The 19722-nt window shown below is 67.8% G+C and carries 23 protein-coding genes and 1 pseudogene; 13 read left to right on the top strand and 11 right to left on the bottom strand.

All coding sequences use genetic code 11. The features are described 5' to 3' along the window. Window positions 1-12: 12 nt before the first annotated feature. Genes yajC through PXD02_RS09395 form a run of 9 tightly spaced genes read left to right on the top strand, consistent with a single transcriptional unit; the run spans window position 13 to window position 6111 of the window. Complete coding sequence (gene yajC / locus PXD02_RS09435; RefSeq protein ID WP_275103660.1) at window positions 13-348, top strand: preprotein translocase subunit YajC; 336 nt, start codon at window positions 13-15, stop codon at window positions 346-348. Window positions 349-384: 36 nt separating this feature from the next. Next, a complete protein-coding gene (gene secD, locus PXD02_RS09430) occupies window positions 385-2049 on the top strand; it encodes a protein translocase subunit SecD (protein ID WP_275103659.1) in 1665 nt (554 codons plus the stop codon). A 10-nt stretch (window positions 2050-2059) separates the two neighbouring features. After that, complete coding sequence (secF, locus tag PXD02_RS09425; RefSeq protein WP_275103658.1) at window positions 2060-3040, top strand: protein translocase subunit SecF; 981 nt, start codon at window positions 2060-2062, stop codon at window positions 3038-3040. Continuing rightward, the gene (locus PXD02_RS09420; RefSeq protein ID WP_275103657.1) at window positions 3040-3393 is read left to right on the top strand and encodes an Mth938-like domain-containing protein; all 354 of its coding nucleotides are present in this window, start codon (window positions 3040-3042) and stop codon (window positions 3391-3393) included. The genes secF and PXD02_RS09420 overlap by 1 nt, the downstream gene beginning before the upstream one ends. Continuing rightward, window positions 3390-4016, top strand: coding sequence for a heme ABC exporter ATP-binding protein CcmA (ccmA, locus tag PXD02_RS09415; RefSeq protein ID WP_275103656.1), 627 nt, complete (start codon window positions 3390-3392; stop codon window positions 4014-4016). The genes PXD02_RS09420 and ccmA overlap by 4 nt, the downstream gene beginning before the upstream one ends. Further along, window positions 4013-4669, top strand: a complete 657-nt coding sequence (gene ccmB / locus PXD02_RS09410; RefSeq protein ID WP_275103655.1) for a heme exporter protein CcmB — start codon at window positions 4013-4015, stop codon at window positions 4667-4669. Before ccmA ends, ccmB begins: the two co-directional genes overlap by 4 nt. A gap of 41 nt (window positions 4670-4710) precedes the next feature. Then, window positions 4711-5436 carry a heme ABC transporter permease gene (locus tag PXD02_RS09405; protein ID WP_275103654.1) on the top strand — a complete coding sequence of 242 codons (726 nt, stop codon included), beginning with the start codon at window positions 4711-4713 and terminating at the stop codon, window positions 5434-5436. Continuing rightward, window positions 5433-5576 (top strand): heme exporter protein CcmD, encoded by a 144-nt coding sequence (ccmD, locus tag PXD02_RS09400; protein WP_275103653.1) that lies wholly within the window; start codon window positions 5433-5435, stop codon window positions 5574-5576. The genes PXD02_RS09405 and ccmD overlap by 4 nt, the downstream gene beginning before the upstream one ends. Beyond that, complete coding sequence (locus PXD02_RS09395) at window positions 5569-6111, top strand: DsbE family thiol:disulfide interchange protein (RefSeq protein ID WP_275103652.1); 543 nt, start codon at window positions 5569-5571, stop codon at window positions 6109-6111. Before ccmD ends, PXD02_RS09395 begins: the two co-directional genes overlap by 8 nt. Before the next feature lie 5 nt (window positions 6112-6116). On the opposite strand, the gene PXD02_RS09390 is transcribed toward PXD02_RS09395, so the two are convergent. The 6 genes from PXD02_RS09390 to PXD02_RS09365 all read right to left on the bottom strand — a co-directional run bounded on the left by PXD02_RS09390 (window position 6117) and on the right by PXD02_RS09365 (window position 14526). Then, entirely contained in the window at window positions 6117-6383 is a 267-nt protein-coding gene (locus tag PXD02_RS09390; protein WP_275103651.1) for a DUF2934 domain-containing protein, read from the bottom strand. Window positions 6384-6403: 20 nt separating this feature from the next. Next, window positions 6404-8479, bottom strand: a complete 2076-nt coding sequence (glgX, locus tag PXD02_RS09385; protein WP_473092008.1) for a glycogen debranching protein GlgX — start codon at window positions 8477-8479, stop codon at window positions 6404-6406. Window positions 8480-8492: 13 nt separating this feature from the next. Further along, window positions 8493-9623, bottom strand: a complete 1131-nt coding sequence (locus PXD02_RS09380) for a sugar phosphate nucleotidyltransferase (RefSeq protein WP_275103649.1) — start codon at window positions 9621-9623, stop codon at window positions 8493-8495. A gap of 87 nt (window positions 9624-9710) precedes the next feature. After that, entirely contained in the window at window positions 9711-11960 is a 2250-nt protein-coding gene (gene treY / locus PXD02_RS09375; protein WP_275103648.1) for a malto-oligosyltrehalose synthase, read from the bottom strand. Next, entirely contained in the window at window positions 11957-13672 is a 1716-nt protein-coding gene (treZ, locus tag PXD02_RS09370) for a malto-oligosyltrehalose trehalohydrolase (protein WP_275103647.1), read from the bottom strand. Before treZ ends, treY begins: the two co-directional genes overlap by 4 nt. Beyond that, a complete protein-coding gene (locus PXD02_RS09365; protein ID WP_275103646.1) occupies window positions 13669-14526 on the bottom strand; it encodes an SDR family oxidoreductase in 858 nt (285 codons plus the stop codon). The genes treZ and PXD02_RS09365 overlap by 4 nt, the downstream gene beginning before the upstream one ends. Window positions 14527-14702: 176 nt before the next feature. Between PXD02_RS09365 and PXD02_RS09360 the strand changes: the two genes are divergently transcribed. Continuing rightward, window positions 14703-14915: a hypothetical protein gene (locus PXD02_RS09360; RefSeq protein ID WP_275103645.1), complete on the top strand. Its 213-nt coding sequence runs from the start codon at window positions 14703-14705 to the stop codon at window positions 14913-14915. Window positions 14916-14922: 7 nt separating this feature from the next. Next, window positions 14923-15168: a hypothetical protein gene (locus PXD02_RS09355; protein WP_275103644.1), complete on the top strand. Its 246-nt coding sequence runs from the start codon at window positions 14923-14925 to the stop codon at window positions 15166-15168. On the opposite strand, the gene PXD02_RS09350 is transcribed toward PXD02_RS09355, so the two are convergent. Beyond that, complete coding sequence (locus PXD02_RS09350; RefSeq protein ID WP_275103643.1) at window positions 15165-15800, bottom strand: cysteine hydrolase family protein; 636 nt, start codon at window positions 15798-15800, stop codon at window positions 15165-15167. The genes PXD02_RS09355 and PXD02_RS09350 overlap by 4 nt on opposite strands. Before the next feature lie 106 nt (window positions 15801-15906). Continuing rightward, window positions 15907-16356 (bottom strand): pseudoazurin, encoded by a 450-nt coding sequence (locus tag PXD02_RS09345; protein ID WP_275103642.1) that lies wholly within the window; start codon window positions 16354-16356, stop codon window positions 15907-15909. 190 nt (window positions 16357-16546) lie between these two features. Here PXD02_RS09345 and dinB point away from each other — a divergent pair, with 190 nt between their 5' ends. Both dinB and PXD02_RS09335 read left to right on the top strand, forming a co-directional pair. Beyond that, window positions 16547-17659, top strand: a complete 1113-nt coding sequence (dinB, locus tag PXD02_RS09340; protein WP_275103641.1) for a DNA polymerase IV — start codon at window positions 16547-16549, stop codon at window positions 17657-17659. 125 nt (window positions 17660-17784) lie between these two features. Next, window positions 17785-18762 (top strand): annotated as a pseudogene (locus tag PXD02_RS09335) (sugar phosphate isomerase/epimerase family protein); the annotation flags it as partial. Here the strand turns inward: PXD02_RS09335 and PXD02_RS09330 are convergent. From PXD02_RS09330 to aroQ, 3 genes are read right to left on the bottom strand one after another with little or no spacing between them, the layout of a single operon-like run. Then, complete coding sequence (locus tag PXD02_RS09330) at window positions 18707-18982, bottom strand: Gfo/Idh/MocA family oxidoreductase (protein ID WP_275103640.1); 276 nt, start codon at window positions 18980-18982, stop codon at window positions 18707-18709. The pseudogene PXD02_RS09335 and the gene PXD02_RS09330 overlap by 56 nt on opposite strands. Window positions 18983-19005: 23 nt before the next feature. Next, a complete protein-coding gene (locus PXD02_RS09325; RefSeq protein ID WP_275103639.1) occupies window positions 19006-19272 on the bottom strand; it encodes a Gfo/Idh/MocA family oxidoreductase in 267 nt (88 codons plus the stop codon). Further along, the gene (gene aroQ / locus PXD02_RS09320; RefSeq protein ID WP_275103638.1) at window positions 19272-19721 is read right to left on the bottom strand and encodes a type II 3-dehydroquinate dehydratase; all 450 of its coding nucleotides are present in this window, start codon (window positions 19719-19721) and stop codon (window positions 19272-19274) included. Before aroQ ends, PXD02_RS09325 begins: the two co-directional genes overlap by 1 nt. Between the last annotated feature and the right edge of the window lies 1 nt (window position 19722).

The following is a 19722-nucleotide window of genomic DNA, read 5'->3' as shown; positions in this document are numbered from 1 at the left end:
GAGAGGATAGCCATGTTCGTCACCCCCGCCTATGCCCAGGCCGCCGCAGGCGGCGGCGCCCCCGGCGCCGCCCTGATGCAGTTCGTCCCGCTGATCCTGATCTTCGCGATCATGTATTTCCTGATGATCCGACCTCAGCAGAAGCGGGTCAAACAGCATCGCGAGATGGTCGCGGCGCTGAAGAAGGGCGATCAGGTCGTCACCCAGGGCGGCATCATCGGCAAGGTCTCCAGCGTCCGCGACGAAGAGCTTGAGGTCGAGATCGCGACCGGCGTGCGCGTCCGCGTGGTGCGCGGCACCGTGTCGCAAGTCCTGTCCCGGACCGAGCCTGTCGCCGCCAACGGCTGATCCTTTCCACCATCACGTTCAAGGGCTTCGGCGAAGATGCTTCAGATCGACCGTTGGAAACGCATTCTCATCATCGGGCTGTGCGTCCTCGGCATCGGCTTTGCCGTGCCCAACATGTTCTACCAGCGGGTCGAATCCCATAACGACGCCCTGGCCGAGATCGCCAAGACCGGCGTCGAGACGCCCGAGCTTGCCGCCGCCCGGGACGGCTGGCCGGGCTGGCTGCCCAGTTCGCTGGTGGCGCTTGGCCTGGATCTGCGCGGCGGCGCGCATCTGTTGGGTGAGGTCCGCGTGGCCGAGGTCTACAAGGCGCGGATGGACGCGCTGTGGCCCGAACTGCGCCGCGCGCTTGCCGAGGAACGCGCCACTCTGGGCGCCATCCGTCGCCTGCCGTCGCCCGAAGGCACGCTGAAGATCGAGGTCGAGAACGCCGACCGCATCGCCCGCGCCATCGAGATCGTGCGCGGCTTTTCGACCCCCGTCACCACCCTGACCGGCGCGGGCCAGCAAAGCCTGGCGATCCAGCAGCAGGGCAACACCGTCACCATCCATCTGTCGGATGCCGAAAAGGCCGTGACCGACGACCGCACCGTGCAGCAGAGCGTCGAGATCATCCGCCGCCGCGTCGATGAGGTCGGCACCCGCGAGCCGACCATCGTCCGCCAGGGCGCCGACCGCATCCTGATCCAGGTGCCCGGCATCGGCTCGGCCGAGGAACTGAAATCGCTGATCGGCACCACCGCCAAGCTGACCTTCAATTCGGTGGTGGCGACCGGCACCAATCCCGACGCGCGCCCCGGCGTGGGGCAGGTGATCCTGCCCTCCGCCGAACAGGAGGGCGTCTATTACACGCTGGAGGAAAGCCCCGTCGTCACCGGCGAGGAACTGACCGACGCCGTTCCCGCGACCGACCAGAACGGGATGCCCGCGGTCGATTTCCGCTTCAACCCGACCGGCGCGCGCAAGTTCGGCGCCTATACGAGCGCCAATATCGGCCAGCCCTTCGCCATCGTGCTGGACAACAAGGTGATCTCGGCCCCGGTGATCCGGCAGGCGATCACCGCCGGGTCCGGCCAGATCTCGGGGTCGATGGATTTCGAGGGCGCGAACCAGCTGGCCGTGTTGCTGCGGGCTGGCGCGCTGCCGGCGCAGCTGGATTTCCTGGAAGAACGCACCATCGGCCCGGAACTGGGCCAGGACAGTATCGACGCGGGGCGGCTGTCCTCGGTCATCGCGACGGCGGCGGTGGTGGCCTACATGATCGCCAGCTATGGTCTGTTCGGGGCCTTCGCCTCGGTCTCGGTGATCCTGAACGTGATCCTGATCCTGTCGATCATGTCGATCATGGGCGCCACCCTGACCCTGCCGGGCATCGCCGGGATCGTGCTGACGGTCGGCACGGCGGTGGATGCCAACGTCATCATCTATGAACGCATCCGCGAGGAGTTGCGGGCGGGCAAGCGCGTCGCCAAGGCCATCAGCGACGGCTTCGACGAGGCGATGAGCGCGATCATCGACGCCAACGTCACCTCCTTCATCGCGGCGGCGGTGATGTTCTTCCTGGGCTCGGGCCCGGTCAAGGGCTTTGCCGTGACGCTGACCATCGGGCTTGTCACCTCGGTCTTCACGGCGATCTTCCTGACCCGGTTGATGATCGTGTGGTGGCTGGAATGGCGCAAGCCCAAAGAACTGATCCTGTAAGGGGACCGCTATGGCATTCCGTCTGAAACTCGTCCCCGACAACACCAACTTCAACTTCTTCCGCTGGCAGTGGCTGACCTTCGGGATCTCGGCGGTGGCCATGGCGATCTCGGTCCTGCTGATCGCGGTGATGGGGCTGAACTTCGGCATCGACTTCAAGGGCGGCACCACCATCCGCACCGAAAGCACGACCGCCTTCGAGGTCGGCGATTACCGCGATGCGCTGAACGACCTGGGCTTCAGCGACCTGGCCATCACCGAGGTCTTCGACCCCAGCTTCGGCGCCGACCGCCATGTCGCGATGATCCGCATCGGCACCACCGATGAGACGGGATCGGTCAGCCCCGAACAACTGAACCAGATCGAGGCCGCGCTGCATCAGGTCGATCCGCAGATCGTCTTCGCATCCGTCGAATCGGTCGGGCCGAAGGTCTCGGGCGAACTGATCCGGACGGCGTTCTATGCCGTGGGCGCGGCCTGCCTGGGGATCATGGCCTATATCTGGCTGCGCTTCGAATGGCAGTTCGCCATCGGCTGCGTGGTGGCGCTGATCCATGACGTGCTGCTGACGGTCGGGCTGTTCTCGCTGTTCCAGCTGAAATTCGACCTGACCACCATCGCGGCGCTGCTGACCACGCTGGGATTTTCCTGCAACGATACGGTCGTGGTCTTCGATCGGCTGCGGGAAAACCTGATGAAATACAAGACGCGGCCGCTGATCGACCTGATGAACCTGACCTGCAACGAAACGCTGTCGCGCACCATCATGACCGCCGTGACGACCGCCATCGCCCTGACCGCGATGCTGATCTTCGGCGGCGACGTGATCCGCGACTTCGTGATCGCGATGCTGTTCGGGGTGGTGGTCGGCTGCTATTCCACCATCTATGTCGCCAAGAACATCGTGCTGTGGCTGGGCGTGAAGCGCGACTGGTCCAGGAAGGATCCGAAGCTGGCGGCCTCGCCCTTTGAAAACGCGGAAAGGCCCTGATGAAGCTGACACCCAGCGATTTCGGCGGCTCGGTGCCGGTCGACGGCTATGGGCCGGGGTTCTTCCGGGTCGGCGGCAAGGTCGTGCAGGGCGCGGTGCTTGTCACGGCGGCGGGGGCCGAATCCTGGGGCGGGCTGGACGACCGCGCGGCGCTGACCGCGCTTGCCGGTCGGGTGGACGTGCTGTTCATCGGCATGGGGGCAGAGGTCGCCCATGCCCCCGCCGATCTGGTCGCCGCCCTGCAGGCGGCGGGGATCGCGGTCGAGGCGATGGCCTCGCCCACCGCCGCGCGCACCTATAACGTCACCCTGTCCGAGGGGCGGCGGGTCGCCTGCGCCCTGCTGCCCCTGTGAGCCTGCTCTCCGTCCATGACCTTGCCGTCGCGCGCGGCGGGCTGCGGACGGTCGAGGGTCTGTCCTTCACGCTGGCGGCGGGCCAGGCGCTGATCCTGCGCGGCCCGAACGGCATCGGCAAGACGACCCTGCTGCGCACCGTCGCGGGCCTGCAATCCCCCGTCGCGGGCCGGGTCGAGATGGCCGACGACGCGGTCGCCTATGCCGCCCATGCCGACGGGCTGAAAGGCGCGTTGACGGTGACGGAAAACCTGGCCTTCTGGGCGCAGGTTTTCGGCGGCGGCGATGTGGCGGGCGCGATCGCGGCGATGGATCTGGCGGCCTTGGCCGACCGCCCGGCGGCGGCGCTGTCTGCGGGGCAGAAGCGCCGCCTGGGCTTGGCGCGCCTGCTGGTCGCGCGGCGCCCGCTATGGGTGCTGGATGAACCGACCGTCTCGCTGGACGCCGCCTCGGTGGCGCGTTTCGCCCGCATGGTGCGCGGTCATCTGGGGCAGGGCGGGGCGGCGCTGATCGCCACCCATATCGACCTGGGTCTGGACGCCGGCCTGCTGGACCTGACGCCATACCGGGCCAGGGCGGACAGCACCGCCTCCCCGGCGGGCTTCAACGAGGCTTTCGCATGATCGCCCTTTTGCGCCGCGACCTGCGGCTGGCCGTCCGCGCGGGCGGCGGCTTCGGCCTGGGCGTGGCCTTCTTCCTGATCCTCTGCGCCCTTGTGCCCTTCGGCGTCGGCCCGGACACCGCCGCGCTGCAACCCATCGCGCCCGGCATCCTGTGGCTGGGCGCGCTGCTGGCCTGCCTGCTGTCGCTGGACCGCATCTTCGCCCTGGATCACGAGGACGGCAGCCTGGACCTGCTGGCGACCTCGCCCCTGCCGCTGGAAGGGGCGGTGGCGGTCAAGGCGCTGGCGCATTGGATCACCACCGGCCTGCCGCTGATCGTCGCCGCGCCCCTGTTCGGCATCCTGCTGCACCTGCCCGGCGCGGCGGTCCCGGCGTTGCTGGGCTCGCTTGCTCTGGGCACGCCCGCGCTGTCGATGCTGGGGGCCTTCGGCGCCGCCGTCACCGTGGGGCTGCGGCGCGGGGGGCTGCTTTTGTCGCTGTTGGTGCTGCCGCTCTATATCCCTACGCTGATCTTCGGGACCGAGATGATCCGGCGCGGGCAGCAGGGCGGCGACACGGGAACGCCGCTGCTGTTCCTGGCGGGCATCACGGCGGGAGTGCTGGCGGTGATACCTTTCGCCGCAGCCGCCGCGCTGCGGGTCAATCTGCGGTGATGCGGCTTGAGCCGCGTGCCCGCCGAGGCTAGGGGAACGATATGTCGATCTGGGAATACGCCAACCCCGTCAAGTTCATGCGCACATCGGGCGCGATCCTGCCCTGGGTGGTGGCGGGGGCGGCGGTCTGCACCGTCACGGGCCTGACCTGGGGCTTCCTGACGCCCGAGGATTACCGGCAGGGGTCCACCGTCAAGATCGTCTTCCTGCACGTCCCGGCCGCGATGATGGCGATCAATATCTGGGTGATGATGCTGGTCGCCAGCCTGATCTGGCTGATCCGCCGCCACCATGTCAGCGCGCTTGCCGCGCGGGCGGCGGCCCCCATCGGCGCGGTGATGACGGTGATCGGGCTGATCACCGGCGCGGTCTGGGGCCAGCCGATGTGGGGCACCTGGTGGGAATGGGATCCCCGCCTGACCAGCTTCCTGATCCTGCTGCTGTTCTATATCGGCTATATGGCGCTGTGGTCGGCCATTGAGGATCCCGACAGCGCCGCCGACCTGACCGCCGTGCTGTGTCTGGTCGGGTCGGTCTTCGCGCTGCTGTCGCGCTATGCGGTGTTCTTCTGGAACCAGGGCCTGCACCAGGGCGCCAGCCTGTCCGTGCAGTCCGGCGAACGGATGAGCGCGGTTTACCGATACCCGCTGTATCTGACGATGCTGGGATTCGGCCTGCTGTTCCTGTCGCTGCTGCTGATCCGCACCCGGACGGAAATCCGCAAGCGGCGGCTGGTCGCGCTGCAAGCACGGGAGATGCGCGCATGATCGAGCTTGGGAAATACGCGGGCGCCGTGCTGGGCGCCTATGGGCTGTCGCTGGCGCTGCTGGGCGGGCTGATCTGGCAGACGCTGGCCGCCAATGCCCGCGCCCGCCGCGACTTGGAGAAGCAGGAAAAGCATGGCTAGGATTTCGCCGCTTGTCGCCATCCCTCCGCTGGCCTTCGCGGCTCTGGCGGCGATGTTCCTGTGGGGCATGGGGCGCGACGATCCGAACGAATTGCCCTCGGCCTTGGTGGGGCGGCAGGCCCCTGCGGTCCCGCAGACCACGTTGCCCGGCAAGACCCAACTAACCGACGAGATACTGCGCCAGCCTGGCGTGAAGCTGGTGAATTTCTGGGCAAGCTGGTGCCCGCCCTGCCGCGCCGAACATCCGACGCTGACCGACCTTGCCACCCGGCTGCCGGTCTATGGCGTCGATCTGCGCGACACCGAGGCCAATGCCCTGGCCTTCCTGGCCCAGGACGGCGATCCCTTCGCCGCGCTTGCCACCGATCCCAAGGGACGCGGCGCCATCGACTGGGGCGTCACCGCGCCCCCGGAAACCTTCATCGTCGATGGCGAGGGCCGCGTCCTTTACCGCCATGCCGGTCCCCTGGTCCGAGAGGACTATACCAGCCGGTTCCTGCCCCAGTTGGAAAAGGCCCTCGCGGCCCAGGAGTAAGCCGGTTACGCCCCGTCGTTCAGATAGGGCGTCGGGTCGGCCTGGGCGGGTTTGGCGGACTTGCGCGGCGCCCGCCTCGGCTTCTCGGCGGCCTCAGTCTGGGCCAGTTCGGGCTGGCTGTCATCGCCGCCCTGCGATTCGCCGTCCGTCTGGGTGCGTAGTTCTTCCTCGGCGCGGGACCAGTGTTCCGCGTCGCGACCCTCGGGGCGGCCTTCGCTTTCCCAGATTTCGTGGGCGCGTCGCTTGATCCTTTCCTGATGGTCTTGGTCCATGTCGTCCTCCTTGGTCAAAGTCACTTGGGTTGCCGATCCACGCGCAGGAATGCCATGACGGTCTGCCAGGGCACCGGAACGGTGCCTTCGGCAAGGCTGTCCTGCGCCACCTCATCGGTCGAGGTGTCGATGCGCAGACACCAGTCACCCGGCGGCAGGGCGAATTCCGCGTCATCGCCCGCGTTCAGCAGGATCAGCACCTCGGATCCGCCGGGGATCGCCTGATGCAGCGCGAAGCAGCGCAATTCGCCATCCTGCCAATCGCCGTCCTCCATCGCGCCGCCGCGCGGATGCAGCCAGGTGATCGCGGGCTGGCGGTCCTGGGCGTCGCCGGGCGCCGCGCCGAACCGGGATTGCGACAGGGACGCCGCTTGCCGGAACGCGGCCAGGGCCTGCACGGCGGTCAGGATGCGGTCGTCGGCCTTGTCCCATTCCAGCCAGCTGATCGCATTGTCCTGGCAATAGGCGTTGTTGTTGCCGTCCTGCGAATTGCCGAAATCGTCGCCCGCGAGGATCATCGGCACGCCCTGGCTGAGCATCACGGTCGCCAGCATCGCGCGGACCCGGCGGTCGCGGGCGGCGAGGATGCCTTGATCCTCGGTCGCGCCCTCGGCCCCCAGGTTGTCGGACAGGTTGTGGTCGTGGCCGTCGCGGTTGTCCTCGCCATTGGCGTCGTTGTGCTTGTCGTTGAAGCTGACCGTATCCCACAGGGTGAAGCCGTCATGGGCGGCGACGAAATTCACGCTGGAGGTGGCGGGCCGGTGGCTGTGGTTGAACTGCACCGGCGATCCGGCCAGGCGTTCGGAGATCGCGGGCAGCAGCCCCGGATCGCGCCGCCAGAAGGCGCGGGTGTCGTCGCGGAACTTGTCGTTCCATTCCCGGAAGGGCCAGCGGTATCCGCCGACCTGGTATCCGCCTTCGCCGATGTCCCAGGGTTCGGCGATTAGCTTGACGCCCGACAGCACCGGATCCTGGCGGATGGCGTTGAAGAACGACCCGTCGCGTTCGAAGCCCTGGCTCTCTCGTCCCAGGGTCGAGGCCAGGTCGAAGCGGAAGCCGTCCACATGCATCGCCTCGACCCAATAGCGCAGCGAATCCATGACCATCCGCAGCACCATCGGATGCGCGACGTTCAGGGTGTTGCCGGTGCCGGTGGTGTCGAAGCCGTGGCGCGGATTGTCGGGCGCCAGCAGGTAATAGGACGCGTTGTCGATGCCCCGGAAGGACATGGTCTGGCCCAGTTCGTTGCCCTCGGCGGTGTGGTTGAAGACCACGTCCAGGATCACCTCGATCCCCGCCTTGTGCAGCCTGCGGATCGCCTCTTTCACCTCTCGGATCTGGCCGGATTTCAGATAGGGGGCGTGGGGGGCGAAGAAGGACAGCGTTGAATAGCCCCAGTAATTCGACAGGCCCTTCTCCACCAGATAGCGGTCGTTGGCGAAGGCGTGGATCGGCAGCAGTTCGATGGCGGTGACGCCGATCCGGTGCAGATGTTCGATCACCGCGTCGCTGCCCAGCCCGCGAAAGGTGCCGCGATCGGCTTCGGGAACGCCGGGGTGAAGCTGCGTCAGCCCCTTCACATGCGCCTCATAGATGACGCTGTTCTGCCAGGGGGTGCGGATGGCGCGGTCGGTATCCCAGTCGAACTTGGCGTCCACCACGACGCCCTTGGGCATGAAGGCCGCGCTGTCGCGGTCGTCGAAGGACAGATCGTCCTGTCCCATCCGATAGCCGTGCAGGGCGTCGTCCCAGCGGATCCGGCCGCGCAATTCGCGGGCATAGGGATCCAGCAGCAGCTTGTTCGGGTTGAAGCGATGGCCCTGTTCGGGATCGTAGGGACCGTGGACGCGATAGCCATAGACCTGGCCCGGACCGATTTCGGGCAGATAGCCGAACCAGATCCCGCCCTCCATGTCGGGCAGGTCGATGCGGTGCAGTTCCTGTTCGCCGCTTTCATCGAACAGGCACAGTTCCACGCGCGTGGCATGGTCGGAAAACAGGGCGAAGTTGGTGCCCTCGCCCAGATATTCGGCGCCCAGCATGTCGGGGCGGGTGACGGACAGGTCGAAGGCCGGGCGTTGCTTCATGTCGCGCATTCCGTTCCCCCGGTCAGGCGACATCTTGGCGCGGCATGGCGGTTTGCGCCATGGCCGATGCGGGCAGCCGCATCGCGTCCCGGCGATCCAGCATCGCCTGGGTGATCAGGATCGTGTCGCGGTCGCGGCGGAACCACCGGGCATCCTCGTCGGCGTCTTCGCCCGCGACCAGTCCGGCGGGCACGCGCGTTCCCGGCGCCACCAGGCAGCGCGTCAACCGGGCCGATGCCGGGACAAGCGCGCCCGTCATCGCCACGCTCTCGCGGCCCAGATACCATTCCGACAAGGCCGACATTCGCGGCAGGCGGACGGGATGGCCGCCCAGGAAATCCAGATGCGACCGCCGCAGCGCATCCAGGGTGCCGACGTCGCGCCAATAGCTGTGCCCCGATGGTCCCGGCGGCAGGCGATAGGCGCAGGCCATGCCCTGCGCCACGGCGGCCGGGATCACCTCATGCCCGAAGTCAAGCGCCTGGGCATCCTGCCCGAACAACGCATCGCGCAGCCAAGCCGCCTCGAACACATAGATGCCCATCGAGACCATCGCCTTGTCCGGCTCGCCCGGAATGGCGGGGGGATCGGCGGGCTTTTCCAGGAAGGACAGGATACGGCCGCCGGTATCGGTGTGCATCACGCCAAAGCCGCTGGCCTGAGACAGGGGCACCACGTCGACGGCGACCGTCGCCGCCGCGCCGGAGGCCCGGTGCGCCGCGATCAGCGGGCCGTAATCCATGTCATAGATGTGGTCGGCGGCCAGAACCAGCACCTGATCCGCGTCCCAGTCGCCGATGAGATCCCAGTTGCGCCGCACCGCGTCGGCCGTGCCCTGGTAACGATCGCGGCCGTCGCGCAGGACCATCCCGCCCTCCACGAAATGCTGGCCCCAGCGGGCGGGCAAGTGGTCATGCAGGGTGCGGGGCGCGAACTGGGTGGCGACGATCAGACGATCCAGGCCTGATCGGACGGCATTCGCCATCGCGAAATCCACGATGCGGTTGCGGCCCGCGAAATGCACGGCGGGCTTGCTTTCGGCAGCGGTCAGGTCGTGCAGGCGGCTGCCCTTGCCCCCGGCCAGAAGCACGGTCGCAACCCGATGATCCGGCAGCGAGACGACAGGAGAACGGGGCGACGGTGCTGCTGACACGGGTCTGTCCTTCGATTGGGGGATGCAAGCGCGCGCAGGGCGGCTTGTTTTCCAAACTGAAACAACGCGTGATAGTTCCGGGTGTCATCAAATGTTAGTATTTTCCGCCACCTGGATCAGCCGGACGGAGACGGAACTGCCGTCCTCGAAGACGCGGGCAAGAAGGGGTTCGGCGGGCAGGGCGGCGCCGGGTGAAAATCCGGCGATCACCTGTGTGCCGCCTGCGCTGCGGATCAGGCGCAGACCGTCGCCGTCGATCTGCACGCGGGCAGCGGCATCGCGCAGGAATTCCCCGTGGCTGCCGCGCAGCGCCAGAAGTTGGCGGGTCCAGTGCAGCTTGGCGTTCGGGTCGGCACCTTGCCGCCCGAGGGCGTCCCAATCGACGGGCAGGCGGTTGTCGGGGTCCGTCAGCGCCAGCAAGCCGCCCTCGTCGCCGCGATAGATGTCGGGAAAGCCGGGCATCAGCATCTGGAAGGCCAGTTGGGCGAAGGCCAGGGCCTCGCCCCGGTCCAGCAGGGCTTGCAGCGCGGGATCCGGGCGGGCCGCCCATTGGTCCATCAGGTCGTGGGCAAAGGACTGGGCGGCGGTCTCGGCCGCCTTGTCGGGATTGGTCCAGAAGCTGGTCAGCTTGGCCTCTCGCATCGCCTTTTCGATATGGCCGTCCAGCCGGTCCGCCGCCCGGCCCGCATCGCCGTCCCAGATCGCCAGGGCCGATTGCAGGATATACCACCGCCAGCGGGGTTCGACCCCGCCGGCCGAAGGCAGCCCGGCCGCGGCGTCGAACAGCGCCTGGAAGGATCGCGGCAGGTGGCTGATGGCGACCAGCCGCATCCGGGAATCGCCCGACCGCTTGGTGTCGTGGGACGAGACCAGCACCATGTCGCCCGGCCTGCGCGCGGCCAGGACGGCATTGGCCTGGTCGGCGGTGACATCCGGTTCATCGGGTTCGGCGCCGACCTCGTTCGCGGCCAGATAGCGGGTCCAGCGAAAACCCGCCGTGTCCTCTTGCGCCTTGGCCAGCAGCGCGCCCGAGACCTGCTGGAAGCGGCGGACGAAGGCGCGGGCCGCGTCGGATTGCGGATCCAGCATCAGATCCACCAGCAGGTCGACCACCGCCCGGCTGCGCAGCCCCTGGGCGGCCTCGTCCGCGACGCGGCCCAGCAGGTCGCGGTCATCCGGGCTGGCCCGGCAGACGACATAGCTGCGATAGCGCGGCATGGCCGTCAGCAGCGCCGTCACCGCCTCGCGCAGCGACTCCGGTCCCGGCTGGGCCAGAGGAGAGCCTTGCACGGCCAAGGCCGCCATGTCGCGCAGCTGACGCCGTTCGGCGGCCAGTTCGTTGTCCAGCACATCCAGCTTGGCCTGGCGCAGCTCGGCGCGGAAATCGGTGTCGATGCCGGTGGCCGCGCGCCACAGGCGGTCCAGTTCGGCGATCCCCGCCGGGTCGGTGAACAGCCTGGCGATCAGGCGCGCGGCCTCGTATCCGGTGGTGCCGACGGTCTTCCAGTCCGGCGGCAGCGTCTCATCGCCGACCAGGATCTTTTCGACCCAGACCGGGGTGCCGGGCAGGGCTTGGTGCAGCCGGTCCAAATAGGCCGCAGGGTCGGCCAGCCCGTCGATATGATCGACGCGCAGGCCCTGGACCGATCCCGCGCGGACCAGATCGAAGATCAGCGCATGGGTGTCGTCGAAGACGCCGCGATCCTCGACCCGCATCCCGATCAGGCTGGTGACGTTGAAGAACCGCCGATGGGTAATGCCGTCGCGTTCCAGATCGGAATGGACCAGCCGCCAGTGCTGGGCGTCGTGCAGGACGCGCAGGTCTCCGCTCTCGGGGCTGTCCGGGGCCAGGGGCAGCGCGGCATCGCCGAAATGCCACAGCCCGTCCGCCGCCCGGAAGGCGCCGTCGGCCAGCATCTTCTCGAAGGGCTCGGGCAGGAAGGGCAGGACCAGCGGCCCCGCGTCCCAGTCGATGTCGAAATGCCGGGCATGGCGGCTGGCCGGGCCGTGCTTCAGCACGTCCAGCAGCCAGCGGTTTTCCAGCGTGAAGGCGGTGTGATTCGGCACGATGTCCAGGATGATGCCCAGGCCGCGTTCGCGGGCCGCGCGGGCCAGGGCGTCGAACCCCTCGCGCCCGCCCAGGGCCGGGTCGATGCGGGTCGGGTCGGTGATGTCGTATCCATGGGTGGAACCCGCCCCGGCCTGGAAGATCGGCGACAGATACAGGTGAGAGATCCCCAGACCGGCCAGATAGGGCAGAAGCCGCGTCACCTGCGCGAAGTCCACGCCGTCGCGCAACTGAATCCGGTAGGTCGCCGTGGGAATGGTGGGGATCATGGGAACCTTGTGCTGACGGAAAGGGCATAGGGATCGGTGCCGATGCGGCCCAGGCAGAATGCGGCATCGCCGGCGGCTTGCAGATCGGGCGCGGCCCGACCCAGGCTCAGCCGCAGATCCAGGGTTCCCCGGCGAAACGGCCATGTGGCCGCCAGCGAGGCCGGGCCGTGCCGCACAACCCGTGCGGGCCCGCCGCATCCGCTTTTCAGCAGCGGCACCACATGGTCGCGCCGAAAGGCCAAGGCGCGCGCGGTCAGGGCCAGCCAGTCGCGCCCCGTGGCGTCGTCGCGCCAGTCCAGCCGGGATCGGGCGAAGGTCTCGGGATCCAGCGGGTCGGGCAGGCCGGACCCCATCCGGGCGATCCCGGCGAATTCGGTGGCGCGGCCTTCGCGGACGGCGCGGGCCAGGTCGCCAGAGAAATCCGCGAAGAACAGAAAGGGCGTCGTCGCGCCGCGTTCTTCGCCCATGAAGATCATCGGGACATAGGGGGCCACCAGCAGCAGCGCGAAGCCCGTCTGGACGCCGCGCGGATCGGCCAGAGACAGCAGCCGTTCGCCAAGGGCGCGATTGCCCACCTGATCATGCGTCTGGGTCGCGTTGACGAAGGCCGTCGGCGGCAGGTGACCGCAGGGCTGGCCGCGCGGGTTGTCGCGGGCGGGGCGGGGCTGGCCTTCCTCGACATGGCCGCGCTGCAAGGCCAGGCACAGGTCGCCGATGGGGTCATCCGCGAAGCTGGCGTAATAGCTGTCGGATTCGCCGGTCAACTGGCAGTGGATCGCATGGTGGAAATCGTCGTTCCAGCTTGCGTCATAGCCGTTCTCTCGCAGGAAGGGATCGTTGCGTTCGTCCTCGACGATCAGGTGGATGGCGCGGCTGCCGTCCACGGCGCGGGCGCGGCGGGCAAGGGCGGTCATGAAATCATCCGCGCCCGGCCCGGTGATCTGGTGGACCGCATCCAGCCGCAGCCCGTCCAGGCGGAAGTCGCCCAGCCAGTATTCGGCGCACTGGATCCAGTATTCCCGAACCGCAGCTTGCGAAAAGTCGATGGCCGCGCCCCAAGGGGTATGGCGGTCTTCATCGAAAAAGGCCGGGGCGGCGTGGTGCAGAGAGGCGCCCTCTGGCCCGAAATGGTTCATGACCAGATCCAGGATCACCATCAGCCCCAGCGAATGCGCCTGGTCGACGAAGCGGCGCAGGTCGTCCGGGCCGCCATAGGCCGGATGCAGCGCGAAGGGCAGCACCCCGTCATAGCCCCAGCCGCGATTGCCCTGCCACTGGCCGATGGGCATCAGCTCGATGGCGGTGATCCCCAGATCCGCCAGCCCGGCCAGCTTGTCCGCCGCCGCCCACAGCGTTCCCTGGGGGGTGAATGTGCCCAGGTGCAGTTCATAGATCACCGCATCGGCCCAGTCGCGTCCCGTCCAGGGCGTCCGCCAGCCGTCAGTGGCGGGCGCGGTAACGACGGACGGGGCATGGACATCGCCCGCCTGCAAGCGGCTGGCGGGGTCGGGCATGTCCCGGCCGTCCACCCGCAGCAGATAGCGGTCGCCGGGCCGCGCGGGGACGGTCGCGGACCAGAACCCGTCCGCCTGCCGCGCCATCGGGTGGGCCTTGCCGTTCAGGACCAACGCGACCCGTTCCGCCCGGGGCGCCCAGAGGCCCAGGGTCCAGCCCGCAACGGTCCAGTATCCGCCCCAGCGTCGCGCCGTCATATCATCGGCTTGCCGCCGGTGACGGCGATGGTCGCGCCCGAGACATAGCTGGACATCGGTTCCGCCAGCATCACATAGGCCGAGGCCAGCTCGACCGGCTGGGCGGGGCGCTTCATCGGATAGTTCTCGCCGAATTTCGACACCTTGTCCGGGTCCATGCTGGCCGGGATCAGCGGCGTCCAGACCGGGCCGGGGGCCACCACATTGGCGCGGATGCCGCGTTCGGCCAGCAGTTGCGCGAGCCCCATGGTAAAGTTCTGGATCGCGCCCTTGGTGGTGGCATAGGCCAGCAGCGTCGGGTTCGGATCGTCTGAATTGATCGAGGCGGTGTTGATGATCGCGCTGCCCGCCCGCATATGCGGCACGGCGGCCTTGGTCAGGTAAAACATCGCGTCGATATTGACCGCGAAGGTCTTGCGCCATTCCTCGTCCGGGATGTCTTCCAGCTTGTCGAAGGTTTCCTGATGGGCGGCGTTGTTGACCAGGATGTCGATCCGGCCGAACGCCGCCACGGCGTCGGCGATGATCTTGCGGCAATGGCCTGGGTCGGCGATGTCGCCCGGAAGGGTCAGGCATTCGCGCCCCGCGTCGCGGACCAGTTGCGCGGTGGACCGGGCGTCCTCGGTTTCGTCCAGATAGGACAGCGCCACGTCCGCGCCCTCGCGCGCGAAGGCGATGGCGACCGCGCGGCCGATGCCGCTGTCGCCGCCGGTGATGACGGCCTTCATCCCCTCCAGCCGGCCCGCGCCGCGCCAGCTGTCCTCGCCATGGTCGGGGCGGGGGTCCATCTTCTGGAAGCTGCCGGGCAGATCCTGCTGCTGCTTGGGGAAGGGGGGCTTGGGATAATCGCGCATCTTGCGGCCTTTCCGATGAAAACGTGGCGCCCCTTGCGGACAGCCTGCCCCGGTAGAACCGCCCAGCCGACCAAGGGTTTCCATCTTGCTGTATATCAGTTGAAAAACCCGCCGTGCCCCATGGGAACAACTGCCGCCGCGCGGTCGTTTGATCCTCGAACAACAGGAGCGATGACATGCGCAGTTGCGACATTCTGATAGCGGCGGGAGGGTTCTTGCTGGTAGGCGGGCTGATCGCCAAGGCGATGGGCGGGTCCAATTCTCCCGATCCGCGCTATGTCCGACCGGCGGGACGCCGCGAGATGTCGGCCCCGCCCCGCGACTGGGATCTGGTGGACGAGGCGGCGGACGAATCCTTCCCCGCCAGCGATCCCCCCGGCACCTATTGAGGCCGCCATGGCACCTGACGTCCAGGCGATCGCCCATGCCAAGCTGATCGACGCGCTGCCGGACCTGCTGACCCCGGAGGCGCGCCGGATGCTGTGCGACTGGCTGGCCGAGCGGCAGGTTCTGCATGACGGCCAAGAAGACCCCGGCGCCGTCATGGTCGAGGGGCTGGAAACCGAACTCGCCATTGCCGAGACCTTCCGCCGGATCGCCGAACGGCTGGACTGCCGCCGGGAAGATTACGGCAAAGACTAAACCAGCGCGGCGATCAGCGGGGCGGTGTCCACCATCTCGATCTGCTGACCGAAGCGCTTGGCATACATCTCCATCGCCGCGTCATGGGTGTCGTCCGTCGATGAGCAGACGGCATCCGACACCAGGATGACCCGGTATCCCAGATCGACCGCGCCGATGACCGCCGCCAGAAGGCAGATATCGGTCTCTCCTCCGGTCAGGATCAGCGTGTCGATCCCGTCCTGTTGCAGCAGGGGGTGCAGCCGGCCGTCCATCCAGGGCGAATAGACCGGCTTGTCGAAGACCTGCGCGCGCGGCAGATGGATCTCCAGTTCCGGCAGCAGGCGCAGCCGGTTGGGATCCAGATTGCGCCGCAGCATCTGCGGCCATTTCTCGTAATAGCGCCGCCAGGTGCCGGGCGCGTTGTCCAGCGTCTCGGGCGGGATGAAGCGGGTGAAGATGGTGCGGTCGGGAAGGGTCTCGACCAGACCGCAGACATTCGGCAGCACCCGACGCAGCCAGTCCACCTCCCATTCCGAACCCTTGTCGAACAGCCGCTGCATGTCGATGCACAGATGCACCGCGCGGTCGCCCGGCGGACCATAGGTCAGGCCGTCCTTCGCCCCATGGGCCCCGGCATTCTGCGGAAGCATGTCCTTACCCGTTTCTGAATCCCGTGGGAAAACGGCGCGCGAGGCGGGAAGTTCCGGTCCCGCCCCGTGCCGGGGCAGCCCTGGGCGGCCCCGCCGGATGATGGGGTCACTGGACCTGGGCGATTTCCGCGTCCATGCGCTCGCGCGCCTTCTTCGACATCTTCGCGGTCTTGGCGGCGTCCAGATTCGCGGGCGCGTCGCCCACCTGGATCAGCCCCACCATGCCCATCGCGAAATGCGGCGTGCATTTGACACCGTAAAGGCCGGGTTCCGTCACGGTCAGCGAATATTCCTCGTTGATCTTGCTTTTGAACGGCTCGACGCCCGCGGGCAGGATCTCCTTGATCGCCTCGACATTGTGGCTCTTGTCGGTGGGGACGAAGTGGATCACGTCGCCGGGCTCGGCCTTCACGAAGGCGGGTTCGAACACCATCATCCCGGCCTCGCCCTTGTTGAGCATGTGGACCTCGTGCTCGGCGGCGAAGGCTGTGCCGGACAGGGCCAGGGCGAGGACCAGGGCGGGGGTCGGGACGGCAAGGAAGAGGGCGCGTTTCATCAGTCTTTCTCCTGAAGTCGCGGACCAGGAACGGTCCGTTCGAGGGCCGGATTAGGCCCTTGCGCCGTCCCGCACTTTGACCGAGCGCAAACTGGGTGCGAAAACCGGCGGGCGGCGGAATATTCCGTTCCGTGTTTGTTTCCGCTGCGCGGTCGATTAGACTGGCGGGGCAAGTCAGGGACCGAACCAGATGCCGCAACCCGACGATCCTGCCGGACCGATGGCCGAGGCGGTGATCCGCAAGATCATCCATGTCGACATGGACGCCTTCTATGCCTCGGTGGAACAGCGCGACAACCCCGACCTGCGCGGCAAGCCCGTGGCCGTCGGCGGTTCGGCCGCGCGCGGCGTGGTGGCCGCCGCCAGCTATGAGGCGCGGGTGTTCGGCGTGCGCTCGGCCATGCCGTCGGTGACCGCGAAACGCCGCTGCCCGGATCTGATCTTCGTGAAGCCGCGCTTCGAGGTCTATCGCGCCGTGTCCCAGCAGATCCGAGAGGTCTTTGCCGAACATACCGACCTGATCGAGCCGCTGTCCCTGGACGAGGCCTATCTGGACGTGACCGAAAACAAGCAGGCCATCCCCGTCGCCACAACCATTGCGCTGATGATCCGCGACCGGATCCGGCAGGTGACGGGACTGAACGCGTCGGCCGGGATCTCCTACAACAAGTTCCTGGCGAAACTGGCCAGCGACCTGAACAAGCCGAACGGGCAGGCGGTCATCACCCCGGCGCGGGGACCGGCCTTCGTGGCCGAACTGCCGGTCAAGACATTCCACGGCATCGGCCCGGCCACGGCGGCCAGGATGGAACGGCTGGGCATCGTCACCGGCGCCGACCTGCGCGCCCGTTCGCCCGAATTCCTGCGCCAGCATTTCGGCAAGGCGGGGGACTGGTATTGGCGCATCTCTCGCGGGATCGACCATCGCCCGGTCGAGCCGCACCGGATCCGCAAGTCCGTGGGATCCGAGGACACCTTTTCCGCCGACATCTTCGACTTCGACCTGGCCCGGCAAGAGATCGCGCCCCTGGCGCAGAAGGTCTGGCGGGCCTGCGACACCAAGCGGCTGACCGGGCGGACGGTGACGCTGAAGGTGAAATACGCCGATTTCCAGCAGATCACCCGCAGCCGGACCTTGACCGGCCCGGTCCACGGCGCCGGGGATCTGGAAACCATCGCGGTGGGCCTGTTGCAGCCGCTGTTCCCGACGGCCAAGGGCATCCGCCTGCTGGGCGTCACCCTCTCCTCGCTGGAGGAGGATGAGGGGCAGGCCGCGCAACTGTCCTTGCCGGGCTTCGATTAACATCGTGTTATCCCCATGGCTGGAACGGTCCTTGCCAGTTATCCCCACGCAGGCATTATGGGTGAAAGCGCCCGATGGACCTGCCCCATGAAATCCCGCATCGCCACCGTTTCCCTGCCGGGCAAGTTCTGTTCTGTTCGTCGGTCCATCCGGCGGCAATGGGCGGGATCAGCCGGGCCGCCGCCGATCTGGCGGAACTGGGCGACATCGCCGCCCAGCGCGGCATCCGCGTGGGATACGAGGCGCTGTGCTGGGGCCGCCATGTCAACGACCACCGCGACGCCTGGGAAATCGTCCGCCGGGCGGATCATCCGAATATCGGCCTGATCCTGGACAGCTTCCATACGCTGGCCCGCCGCATCGACCCCGACACGATCCGCCGCATCCCCGGAGACAGGATCTTCTTCGTCCAGCTTGCCGACGCCCCCGCGATCGAGATGGACCTGCTGCACCGGTCGCGCCATTTCCGCAACATGCCGGGCGAGGGGGATCTGGACGTGACAGGCTTCATGCGCGCCGTGATGGCGGCGGGCTATACCGGCCCCGTCAGCCTGGAGATCTTCAACGACCAGTTCCGGCGCGGGATGCCCCGGCTGGTGGCCCAGGACGGGCGCCGGTCGCTGGTGCATCTGATGGACGCCGTGCGCCGGGCGGAACCGCAACTGCCCGTGGACCTGCCCGCCTTTCCCGGCCCTGTCGCGGTCGAGGGGGTCGAGTTCGTGGAATTCGCGACGGCCCCCAGCGATGCGGGCGGGTTGGAGGACTTTCTTGCCTCGGCCGGGTTCGCGCCGGTGGGGCGGCACCGGTCGAAGTAGCCAAGCCCCCGGGGCGCGGGGCTGATGGCGGTCGATCACATCGCGCAGACCATGGCCTATGACGAGATGCTCAGCTGGTCGCTGTTCTACACCTCGATCTTCGCGGCGGACAAATCGCCCATGGTCGACGTTGCCGATCCCGACGGGCTGGTGCGCAGCCAGGCGATCCGCGCGGGGGCGTTGCGGGTCACGCTGAACGGCGCGGAATCGCGGCGCACCCTGGCCGGGCGGTTCATCGAGGATACCTTCGGCGCCTCGGTCCAGCATCTGGCCTTTCGCAGCGACGAACCGGCCCCGCGCCCTTTTCGCGCCGCCAGGCCAGGTCGAAATAGTCATCGGGCTTGCACAGCCAGAACATCGCATTGGCGACGACCGGGGTGCCGATGCTGCCGTCGCGGATCAATTCGCGCGCCTTCTGCATCAGCGGGTTGTGGCGGCGATGGTGGCCGGTCAGCAGCGCGACGCCCGCCGCCTCGGCCGCCGCGACCAGCCGTTCGGCATCGTCCACGCTGTCGCAGAGCGGCTTTTCGATCAGCGCGGGCAGGCCGCTGCGATGCAGTCCAGGCCGTTCCGCATGTGCATCTGGTTCGGCGTCGCCACGATCACGCCGTCCGGGCGCGGGCCTGCCATCGCCTCGTCCAGCGACCGGACCCAGGGCGCGCCGTACTCCTCGGCCACCGCCTGGCCTGCGGGCGAAGGGTCGATGATGCAGGCCAGATCCGCGTCGGACGAGGCCGCGACATGCATCGCGTGGCGCCTGCCGATCAGGCCCGCGCCCATGACGCCGATGCGCGGCATCACGCATCCGCCCCGGTGGTCAGGGTCACGATGCGGCGCAGGGCCAGGCGATAGCCCTCGGTCCCGCATCCGGCGATCACGCCATCGGCGCGCAGGCTGACATAGGAATGGTGGCGAAACGCCTCGCGCTTGTGGACGTTCGAGATATGGACCTCGATCACCGGGCCGTCGAAGGCGTTCAGCGCGTCCAGGATCGCGACTGAGGTGTGGGTATAGGCGGCGGGGTTGATGACGATGCCCGCCGCGTCCTCGCGCGCCTGATGGATCCAGTCGATGATCTGGCCTTCGGTGTTCGATTGCAGGAAGCGCGTCTGGACGCCCAGTTCCGATGCCAGCGCCGCGCAGTCGCGTTCCACGTCGGCCAGGGTCTCGGACCCGTAGATATGCGGCTGGCGCTTGCCCAGCAGGTTCAGGTTTGGACCGTTGAGGATATAGACGAGCTTCGGCATG

The sequence above is a fragment of the Paracoccus sp. S3-43 genome, assembly GCF_029027965.1.
GTDB lineage: Bacteria > Pseudomonadota > Alphaproteobacteria > Rhodobacterales > Rhodobacteraceae > Paracoccus.
The sequence above is the reverse complement of the archived record's forward strand: the minus strand, read 5'-3'. Positions and strand labels throughout refer to the sequence as shown.